At 60.0% G+C, this 9,613-nt stretch carries 10 protein-coding genes; 2 read left to right on the top strand and 8 right to left on the bottom strand.

The window, feature by feature from the left end; translation table 11 throughout:
* Positions 1-140 precede the first annotated feature (140 nt).
* Genes AAC083_RS18355 through AAC083_RS18330 form a run of 6 tightly spaced genes read right to left on the bottom strand, consistent with a single transcriptional unit; the run spans position 141 to position 4,965 of the window.
* The gene (locus AAC083_RS18355; protein ID WP_108537362.1) at positions 141-1,319 is read right to left on the bottom strand and encodes a hypothetical protein; all 1,179 of its coding nucleotides are present in this window, start codon (positions 1,317-1,319) and stop codon (positions 141-143) included.
* 2 nt (positions 1,320-1,321) lie between these two features.
* Positions 1,322-1,984, bottom strand: a complete 663-nt coding sequence (locus tag AAC083_RS18350; RefSeq protein ID WP_108537361.1) for an energy transducer TonB — start codon at positions 1,982-1,984, stop codon at positions 1,322-1,324.
* Positions 1,981-2,382, bottom strand: a complete 402-nt coding sequence (locus tag AAC083_RS18345; protein ID WP_005339369.1) for an ExbD/TolR family protein — start codon at positions 2,380-2,382, stop codon at positions 1,981-1,983. The genes AAC083_RS18350 and AAC083_RS18345 overlap by 4 nt, the downstream gene beginning before the upstream one ends.
* A complete protein-coding gene (locus AAC083_RS18340) occupies positions 2,379-2,909 on the bottom strand; it encodes a MotA/TolQ/ExbB proton channel family protein (RefSeq protein WP_042037184.1) in 531 nt (176 codons plus the stop codon). Before AAC083_RS18340 ends, AAC083_RS18345 begins: the two co-directional genes overlap by 4 nt.
* Positions 2,906-4,207, bottom strand: coding sequence for a MotA/TolQ/ExbB proton channel family protein (locus AAC083_RS18335; protein WP_108537360.1), 1,302 nt, complete (start codon positions 4,205-4,207; stop codon positions 2,906-2,908). Before AAC083_RS18335 ends, AAC083_RS18340 begins: the two co-directional genes overlap by 4 nt.
* On the bottom strand, positions 4,204-4,965 hold the full coding sequence (locus AAC083_RS18330) for a DUF3450 domain-containing protein (RefSeq protein WP_181364812.1): 762 nt from the start codon (positions 4,963-4,965) through the stop codon (positions 4,204-4,206). Before AAC083_RS18330 ends, AAC083_RS18335 begins: the two co-directional genes overlap by 4 nt.
* Positions 4,966-5,173: 208 nt before the next feature.
* Between AAC083_RS18330 and AAC083_RS18325 the strand changes: the two genes are divergently transcribed.
* Complete coding sequence (locus tag AAC083_RS18325) at positions 5,174-5,950, top strand: helix-turn-helix transcriptional regulator (protein WP_042037178.1); 777 nt, start codon at positions 5,174-5,176, stop codon at positions 5,948-5,950.
* 71 nt (positions 5,951-6,021) lie between these two features.
* On the opposite strand, the gene glmS is transcribed toward AAC083_RS18325, so the two are convergent.
* Together glmS and AAC083_RS18315 are read right to left on the bottom strand one after the other, a co-directional pair.
* Positions 6,022-7,854, bottom strand: a complete 1,833-nt coding sequence (gene glmS, locus AAC083_RS18320; RefSeq protein WP_108537359.1) for a glutamine--fructose-6-phosphate transaminase (isomerizing) — start codon at positions 7,852-7,854, stop codon at positions 6,022-6,024.
* Between the two features lie 48 nt (positions 7,855-7,902).
* Positions 7,903-8,676 (bottom strand): DeoR/GlpR family DNA-binding transcription regulator, encoded by a 774-nt coding sequence (locus AAC083_RS18315; protein WP_108537358.1) that lies wholly within the window; start codon positions 8,674-8,676, stop codon positions 7,903-7,905.
* A 123-nt stretch (positions 8,677-8,799) separates the two neighbouring features.
* On the opposite strand from AAC083_RS18315, the gene blrA reads away from it, so the two are divergent.
* On the top strand, positions 8,800-9,474 hold the full coding sequence (gene blrA, locus AAC083_RS18310; protein ID WP_108537363.1) for a beta-lactam response regulator transcription factor BlrA: 675 nt from the start codon (positions 8,800-8,802) through the stop codon (positions 9,472-9,474).
* Positions 9,475-9,613: the final 139 nt, after the last annotated feature.

Here is a 9,613-nt window from a genome sequence, read left to right as displayed (position 1 = left end):
ATCAGGTTGGCGTGTTCCGCCGTGCTGGTAGGGGCGCATTATAGGGAGCCACGCCGGGATGACAAGGGCTTTTTGCAAAAATGCGTTCGCTTGCTGAAAAAGCGAACTGAACGCCCCAAAACAGCCCCTTGGCACCTCTTTTACGCCGCTTTTTTGCTCAACTCTTCGCTTTGTGCCCGGATATAGTTGACCCAGCTGGTTGCCTTCTGCTGCCAGTTATCCTGTTGCTGCAGCTCACGGGCCAGTTCCAGCGCCTGGGCATACTGCTCCTTATTAAGGTGTACCTGCACCAGCAACGCTTTGGCACGATTGCCTTGCTCGCCTTTCACCGACTTGATGGCAGCAAGCTGGGTCATGGCGGCATCTGTCCTGCCCTGTTGCAGCAGCAGCTCGGCGGCGCGCATGGCGGCTTTCGGCTGACCGTGCTGGTTGGCCAGCAGTTGCCAACTATCGACTGCTTGTGACCACTCCCGAGCACCTTCCCACAATTGGGCCAGCAGTTGCCGATTTTCAGCACTTTGCTTCATCTGTCCCTTGGCCATGGTCGCTTCCAGCAGACGGGCACCACGATAAGGCAGCCCTTGCCAGGCATAGAGGCGGATCAACTGGTTGCGGGCTGACGCGTCATCCATCAGTTTTCTGTCGATGGCTGTCTGCAGCAGCGCCAGCGCCTGATCGCCACGTTTGGCGGAGAGGTTGAGCGATACAGCCTGTTGCCACCATTTGCTCTCTGTCGGCTCATGGCGGATCAGCTCGGCCGCCTGATCGGCAGCCACGCCATAACGTTGCTGGGCGGTAAGGGCTGAGAGACGAATGATAGCGGCCTGCTTGTGCCAACCCTGCTTCAGTAACTGTTCGCTCTGACTGGCGGCGTCACCGTACTGCTTGTTGTGGTAATAGAGGCCGGCCAGACGCAGGTGCAAAGCATCATCTTGCTGGAGCGCCAGTGCCGCCTTGTAGCTGGCAATGGCGCCGGACCAGTTGGATTGCTGGGCCTGAATATCACCGCGCAGTCGCAGCAGCTGAAGCTGTTGCTGCTCGGGCCACTCTTTATAGGCAAGGGCCTGTTCGACGTAACGGCTCGCCTGGGCGGTCTGTTGCAGATTGGCTGCCAGCGAGGCTTGCAACTGCGCCAGCCAGGCACGTTCGGCATCGCTATTTGGCTTGAGGCCGGATGCCTTGCTCTGGGCTTGTTGCCACTGACCAGACTGATAGAGCTTCATCACGGGTTCAAGCTGACGGGAGAAGTGAGGGCTGACCTCCATCGCCAGACAGGCTTGGCCGACCAGGGCCAGCAGACAGATCCAGATCCGCAACATAGTTATGACTCCAGTTTGAATTTGAGCGTGATGACTTGTACCAGCTTGTCGGTGGCACCCGGTCTCGGCTGATAGCGCCACTTGTTGATCGCCTGAATGGCCGCCCGCTCGAACTGTCGCTTGGGCTTAGCCTCAATCACCTCGACATCCTGCACGCCACCTTCGGCATTCACGCTAAAACGCAGGGTGACGAATCCTTCGATCCCTGACTGCTGGGCACGATAGGGGTAGACCGGCTCGATCCGTTGCAGCGGCATCAGCATGTCACCGACGCCAATGCCCGCCCCCTGCTGCTGGCCGTGGTAGTTGCCACTCAATACCGGCGCGGTACTGGTCGCCACACCGGGGGCATAAACCTGCACCGCGCTGAGGCTGGAAACCAGATCCAGACTCGGCTCAACGGCCGCCAAGGGGGCCGCTGCGGGCATCGGCAGCGGTGTCGAGGCCAATGCGGCAGGAGGCTCTGGCAGAGGTTCGGGCTCCTGCGGCACCGGACGCTCGCGCACCTGCACCTCGGTCACCTCGTTCTGCATATTGATAACGATGGGCTTCTGTTCGCTCGCCACCTTCTCGCCCCGCGGCGGTTCAACCAGCGTGGCCATGAACAGCAGGATGCCCAGACTGAGTGCAACCCCCAACCCCAGGCTCATCAGCTTGTATTTCATTTCGGCGCCACCGCCACGGCGATATTGGCGATACCCGCCGCCTTGGCCTCATCCATCACCCGCACCACCTTGCCATGGGGCACCCGCTCATCGGCCTGGATAACCAGGCTGGCATCAGGTTGCTCCGCCAGCAGGCGGGCGATGGTGGCCTGTACCCGCTCCACATCGATCTGCTTGCGGTCGAGGAAGATCTGACCCTGAGCCCCGATCGCCAGCATGATGCTGGAGGATTTCTGCGCCTTGGCCTGACTGGCCTGGGGCCTGTGCACCTCGAGTCCGGCTTCGCGCACGAAGGAGGTGGTGACAATAAAGAAGATCAGCATGATGAACACGATATCCAGCATGGGGGTCATGTCGATCTGCACTTCGTCACGCTGGCGTTTGGATTGCCGTCTCATTGCATTACCTTCTCTTCTCGCAGGCCGTCCCGGGTCTTGGCCAGCGCACGCTTGGCCTGACTCTCGAGCCGACTGAGTAACAACACGCCGGAGAGCGCCACCACCATGCCTGCCATGGTGGGGATGGTGGCGCGGGAGATCCCGCCCGCCATGCTCTCCGGGTTAAAGCGGTTGGCCGCGGCCAACGCATCGAATACGCCGATCATGCCGGTCACTGTGCCCAGCAACCCCAGCATGGGGCAGAGCACCACCAGGGTGCGGATGAAGATCAGATGACGGTTCAGCTCCAGCTCCGCCTGCGCCAGCCAACGGCTGCGGATCGCGCGAGCGTGCCAGCTATGGCGCTCGCGGCGGGCCTGCCAGCGGCCGAGCAGCTGTTGCTGCAAGGGGCCAAAACCCAGATTGAGGTAGAGCAGCCGCTCGATCATCAAAATCCACATCAGCACCAGCAGGGCCAGAATGACCCAGAGCACCGGGCCGCCACGGCCCATGAAGCTCTGTAGCTGTTGCCAGATGTCGAGCATCATGCTGCTCGCTCCATCCCGCTGTTATTGCTCTCGGCACGCTCGGCCAGAATGCCGGCCACCTGCTGCTCCAGCACATTGGAGAGTTCGGTGAAGCGCGATTGCAGCAGGCTGTGGGCCAGGATCAGCGGAATGGCTGCTACCAGGCCTTGTACTGTAGTGACCAGCGCCATGGAGATGCCGCCCGCCATGATCTTGGGATCGCCGGTCCCAAATTGGGTGATGGCCTGGAAGGTGCCAATCATCCCAGTCACGGTACCAAGCAGACCCAGCATGGGGGCAATGGCCGCGATCACCTTGACCATGCCGATGCCACGCTCCATGCGAGGGGTCTCCTGCAGGATCGCCTCATCAAGACGCAGTTCGAGGGTCTCCATGCTCAGCTCGGGGTGTTTGTCCGCTACCGTCAGCACCCGACCGAGGGCATTGTCGGCATGATATTCACCGCTCTTGAGCTGGCGACGCACCAGCGTCAGTTCGCGGGAGAGGCTCCACAGCCGTACCGCCGCGATCCCCAAACCGATGGCAGCCAGCAGCACGATAATGGCGCCAACCTGACCACCTTGTTGTACCTGCTGCCAGAAGGTGGGCGCCTGCGCCAGCATCGCCAGCAGAGAGCCATGAGCAGGATCCAGCGGCAGCGCTTCCCCTTCCTGACCCTGATACGCCGCGACTGCAGAGAGCACGCTACCGGGCAGACCCAGCACCGGACTCAAGCCTTCAGCGGTCGGTTGCAGGAAGCCGTCGCGCCCCAGCAGGGCAAAGCTTCCAACCCGAGTCAGCGACTGCTCGCTGGCAGCCCCCTGGGCATCGAGCACCTTGCCATTGAACTGGGCAATCCGGCCAGATTCGCGGATCTCTTGCAGCAGCGTGGCGGGCAGCAGGGCGAGGGCTGTGCGATCCGGCACCTGTTTATCCTGTGCCATGGCTTTCAACGGGGCGAGGCGATCAGGATGCTGCTCCTCGACCGCTGATTCGCTCAGCAACTTGACCGCATCGCTGGCGCCCTGACGGGTGACTGCGAAGATCTCGTTCATATCGCCGGAAGCTTGCTCCCACTGGGCGCTGAGCTCAGTCAGCTGCTTCTCGTTGCTGGCGAACTGGCTGGCCAGCTCCTTGCTCAGACGCTGGGCTTCGGCCAGTTTGGCGCGGGCCGTGCCAAGCTCCTTGGCAGCAGTCGCCAAGTCTTGCTGAGCCTGCTGTTCGCGGGCCTGCTCCTGCTGCCACTCATCGGCGACAGCGGCGTTGGCACCGCAGGAGAGGGCAATAAGGAGGGGGAACCACTTCATGGTGACTCTCATGATTGCGCCTCCTGACTGCGGCTGACAGAGAGGGGGACATTGAGCAACTGGGGAACTTTCTTGTCGGCAGCCACATCCATCGCCTCAGCGATGGGGGAGAGCCACTGGCTGTCAAGAACTTGCCACTGCTTCGCCTCGGCTGACCAGCGCCATGCCAGGCTGCGATCGGCGGTCATCGCCAGCAGGGAGACCCGACCCAGCGCCAACACATCGACCCGACGCGGGGCACCATCCAGCTCCAGCTCGGCGGAATAGCTATCCATCCTACTGCCATATTCAGCTTCAATCTGATAGGCCTGCAGCAGCTGACGGAACTTCTCCGCCTCACTCACATCCGCTCGGGCCAGCGTTGCTTTCAACTGTTCAACCCGCGCCAGGCGATCTTCCCGGCGCAGCGGGATGTCATTTTGCACCAGCTGTTCCAAGTCCGCCTGCATCTGCAGCATCAGCGGGATCAAACCCTGACGGGTCTCTTGCACCGCTTCCAGCTGCTGGCTCAGTGTGCCCAGCTCATTTTGCTGATCGGCCACCAGAGATTGCATGTAGCGGTTGTAGGCTTCGAGGTCGCGCAGTTGCAGCTGGGTATTTTGCAGCTCCAGTCGTGCGGCAATGGCGGCATCGGCGGCTTTTTCCACCCGCTGCTGGGAGGCTTTCCCGGCAGCTATGCTGTTGTTGAGGGCAGGAGCAACCAGCTCATCCCCGATGGCAGCAAAGTGGACTGACAATGGCAACAAGGCCAAACTCCAAAACTTGTTCATGATACAAATCTTAACAATGATAACTATTCTCATTGTCTCAAAGAGTAGGGTCAGAGGCAATCAGATGATTTTCTTGGCCTTCGGCCGAAAAACAGGATAATTTTTAAGCAAGCACGGGAGTCACTGGCGTTGGTCGTCACAACACCAAATTAGTTAATAATAAATATCTTTTCGATCAATGTGATAGAGATCGAAAAAGGAGATCTACATGTTTAACGATGCGATCTGGGAACACATCGAGCGGTTCACCAAGGCCAAGGGGACCAGCGATATCCAGCAGCAACTGGAGCGCTTCAGTCATCAGATGGGATTTGATTACTTCCGTCTGCTGATTATTTTCCCCATCAGCATGCAGAAATCCCACGTGGCCTTGTTCAACAACTGCCCCACCAGCTGGTTCGAAGCCTACAGCGAGCGGCACTACCTGACCCAGGACCCAGTGGTCTTCCTGGGCCTGAAGCAGACCCAGCCCATCTTCTGGAACAAGCTCGACTGTGACTCTCCCTGGCTGCCCAGCGCCAGCCGGGAGGTGATGAATCTGGCAGCCGACTTCGGAGTGAGAAATGGCGTCTCCTTCCCGCTGCACACCCCGCAGGGGGAACACGGTATCCTCTCTTTCATCAGCAAGGAAAAATCCAATTCCGATCTGATGTTTGAAAACGTCCCCTTGTTGTCGTTCTGCGCCAGCTACATCTTCAATTCGGCGTTGCAGCTGATAAAAAGCAGGCCGGATCTGATGAAGCACCTCACAGAGCTGTCGGATCGGGAGAAGGAGTGCCTGTTCTGGGCCAGTGAGGGCAAGACTTCATGGGAGATCGCCACCATACTCGGCATCAGCGAACGGACCGTTAACTTCCACCTCAATCAGGTCACCAACAAGACAGATTCGAAGAACCGCAACCAGGCGATCGCCAAGAGCATCTCCAGCGGCATCATAGTACCCTCGCTGGAGGACGTGACCATCACCAACCTACGGCTGTCATAGCGACCACCTCGCCAGCCAACCAGACAAAAAAAGAGCCGCAATGCGGCTCTTTTTTCCTTTCTGACAACGGCTTATTCCACGGTCACCGATTTCGCCAGGTTGCGCGGCTGATCCACATCCGTGCCTTTGATGAGCGCGACGTGGTAGGAGAGCAGCTGCAACGGCACTGTGTAGACGATAGGGGCTATCATCTCTTCCACGTGGTTCAGGCTCATCACCCGCATGGTGGCATCGCTCTTGAAACCGGCGTTCGCATCGGCGAACACGTAAAGGATACCGCCACGAGCACGGACCTCTTCCACGTTGGACTTGAGCTTCTCCAGCAGATCGTTGTTCGGCGCCACGACTATGATGGGCATCTCGGCATCGATCAGCGCCAGCGGGCCATGTTTCAGTTCACCGGCGGCATAGGCTTCGGCATGGATGTAGGAGATCTCTTTGAGCTTGAGCGCACCCTCCATGGCGATGGGGTACTGGCTGCCACGGCCGAGGAACAGGCTGTGGTGCTTGTCGGCGAACTCTTCGGCCATAGCCTCGATGTCCTTGGCCAGCGCCAGGCTCTCCTTGATGCGCAGTGGCAATGCTTGCAGCGCCTTGACCAACTCGGCCTCGGCGGCGGCACTCAGGTTGCCACGGCAGTGACCAACGGAAGCCACCAGCATCAGCAGGCCAGCCAGCTGGGTGGTGAACGCCTTGGTGGAGGCCACACCGATCTCGGCACCGGCACGGGTCATAAAGGCCAGATCCGACTCGCGTACCAGGGAGGAGCCCGGCACGTTGCAGATGGCCAGCGAGCTCATGTAGCCGGACTGCTTGGCCAGACGCAGGGCGGCCAGGGTATCGGCAGTCTCACCACTCTGGGAGAGTGTCACCAACAGGCTGTTGGGGCGTACGACCGACTTGCGATAGCGGAACTCGGAGGCGATCTCCACGTCGCAGGAGACACCGGCGATCTCTTCGAACCAGTAGCGGGCGACCATGCCTGAGTTATAGGAGGTACCGCAGGCGACAATCTGGACGTGCTCGACCTTGTCGAAGATGGCACGGGCACCGTTGCCGAACGACTCGACCACAACGTGATCTGTGCCCAGACGGCCTTCCAGGGTATTGGTAATGGCTTTGGGCTGCTCGTAGATCTCTTTGAGCATGTAGTGACGGTACTCGCCCTTGTCACCGGCATCGTGAGAGAGTTCGGACTCCAGCTCTTCGCGCACCACGGCCTCGCCATGGGTATCGAAGATGTGCACGTCGCGACGAGTCACCTCGGCCACATCGCCCTCTTCCAGGAAGATGAAGCGACGGGTCACTGGCAGCAGCGCCATCTGGTCGGAGGCAATGAAGTTCTCGCCGATGCCGCGACCGATCACCAACGGGGAACCGGAGCGGGCCACCACAACGCGGCTGTCGTCACGGCTGTCCATCACGACTGTGCCGTAGGCACCGCGCAGCTGCTTCACCGCAACCTGCATGGCCACCAGCAGACTGGGGGCGGATTTCAGCTCGTGGTGCACCAGGTGAGCAATCACCTCGGTATCGGTGTCGGAGCTAAACACATAGCCCAGCCCTTGCAGCTCGGCCCGCAGCTCCTCATGGTTCTCTATGATGCCGTTGTGTACCACCACTATGTGCTCGGAGATGTGGGGGTGGGCATTGCGCTCGGACGGCTCGCCGTGGGTGGCCCAACGAGTGTGGGCGATACCAGTACCACCGTGGACGGACTGCTCCTCCAGCGCCTTGGCCAGTTCGGCCACCTTGCCCAGACGGCGAACCCGCTGCAGCGGCTGGTTGGCGCTGAACACGGCCACACCGGCCGAGTCATAGCCACGGTATTCCAGACGGCGCAGGCCTTCGACCAGAATTTCAGCCACATCACGTTGGGCGACGGCCCCGACGATGCCACACATAGACTTCTCCTCAAGAGGTAAAAATGGAAATTCGTTTGGATATTCAGGTTAAGCCGCCACGGGGGCGCAGATCAGCGTGATCCCCCGAGCTTGAATCTGTTCTCTGGCCGAGGTGGCCAAGCCTTCGTCGGTCACCAGGGTCTGGATGTTCGCCCAAGGCAGCTCGAGGTTGGGGATCTTGCGGCCTATCTTCTCCGACTCAACCATGACGATGACCTCCCGCGACACCTCAGCCATGACCCGTGACAGGCCCACCAGCTCGTTGAAGGTGGTGGTGCCCCGCTCCGGGTCTATGCCATCGGCGCCAATGAACAGCTGGTCGAAGTCATAGGAGCGCAATACCTGCTCCGCCACCTGACCCTGGAAGGATTCGGAGTGAGGGTCCCAAGTGCCACCCGTCATCAACAGAATAGGCTCATTTTCCAATTCCCGCAGGGCGCCGGCCACGTTAAGGGAGTTGGTCATCACGATGAGGCCGCGCTTGTTTCCCAGCATGGGGATCATGGAGCTGGTGGTACTGCCGCTGTCGATGATGATGCGATTGTGATCGCGGATCCGTTCGGCGGCAGCACGGGCTATGGCCAGCTTTCGTTTCGAAACTTGCTCGGGATTGCAGTCCACCACCATCTCGCTGGGCAGGGGTATGGCACCACCGTAACGACGCAACAGCAGGCCACCGGTTTCCAGCACAGCCAGATCTTTGCGGATGGTCACTTCAGAGGTGGAGAAGTGCTTGGCCAGGGTATCGACGCTCACTTCACCCAGCTCCTGCACCAGGCTCACTATGGTGTGGCGGCGCTGCTGAGTATTACGTTTGGTCATCTTTAAGTTTCGATTCGAAATAATATCGAAATGTTAGCGCCTTTTTTGGAAAAATAAAACAGCAAATAGGATCCGATTTGGTTCGATGCCAGAATGGGGACGCTGATTTGCGACGAGGACGCCATGCAAAAAAAAGTCATCTGGCTGGTGGAAGATGAGGCCAGCATCGCCGACACCCTGATCTATGCGCTGCAAACCGACGGCTTCGAGGTGGAGTGGTTTCCCCTTGGTCAGTCGCTGTTGACGCGACTGGAACAGACGCGGCCCGATTTTCTGATCCTGGATGTGGGGCTGCCAGACATCAGCGGCTTCGAGCTATGCAAGCAGGTGCGGGCCCACTGCGACACTCCGTTGATGTTTCTCACCGCCCGCAGCGAGGAGATAGACAGACTGATCGGGCTGGAGATAGGGGCCGACGACTATGTGGCCAAGCCCTTCTCGCCACGGGAAGTTTGCGCCAGGGTGCGGGTAATACTGCGCCGTAGCCAGCCCACACTCTCCCAACCGAGCCAATTGCTGGCACTGGATGAGGAGCGGGCCCGCATCAGCTTTCACGGTCAGCCACTGGCGCTCACTCGCTACGAATACCTGCTGCTCAAGACGCTGATGCAGGCACCGGGCCGGGTCTACTCCCGCCAGCAGCTGATGGATCGGGTATGGAGCGGGGCGGAGGAGAGTCTGGATCGTACCGTCGACACCCATATCAAGACCATCCGCGCCAAGCTGCGGGAGCGCGACCCGGACGCCAACCTGATCCTGACCCATCGCGGGCTGGGCTACAGCCTGGAACTGGCATGAACATGCTGCGGCCGGGCACCGGCCGGGAGTCGACATGAGAATTGGACTGCAACTGCTGTGCGGGCTGGTGCTGATCTTCGCACTGGCCGCCTGGTTCGTACTGGAGATCTTCGTCGAGGAGATAAAACCCGGGGTACGC

Source organism: Aeromonas sp. HMWF014 (assembly GCF_963878295.1).
Taxonomy (GTDB): domain Bacteria; phylum Pseudomonadota; class Gammaproteobacteria; order Enterobacterales; family Aeromonadaceae; genus Aeromonas; species Aeromonas popoffii.
Note: the sequence above shows the minus strand (reverse complement) of the source record. Positions and strands in the feature narration are given on the sequence as shown.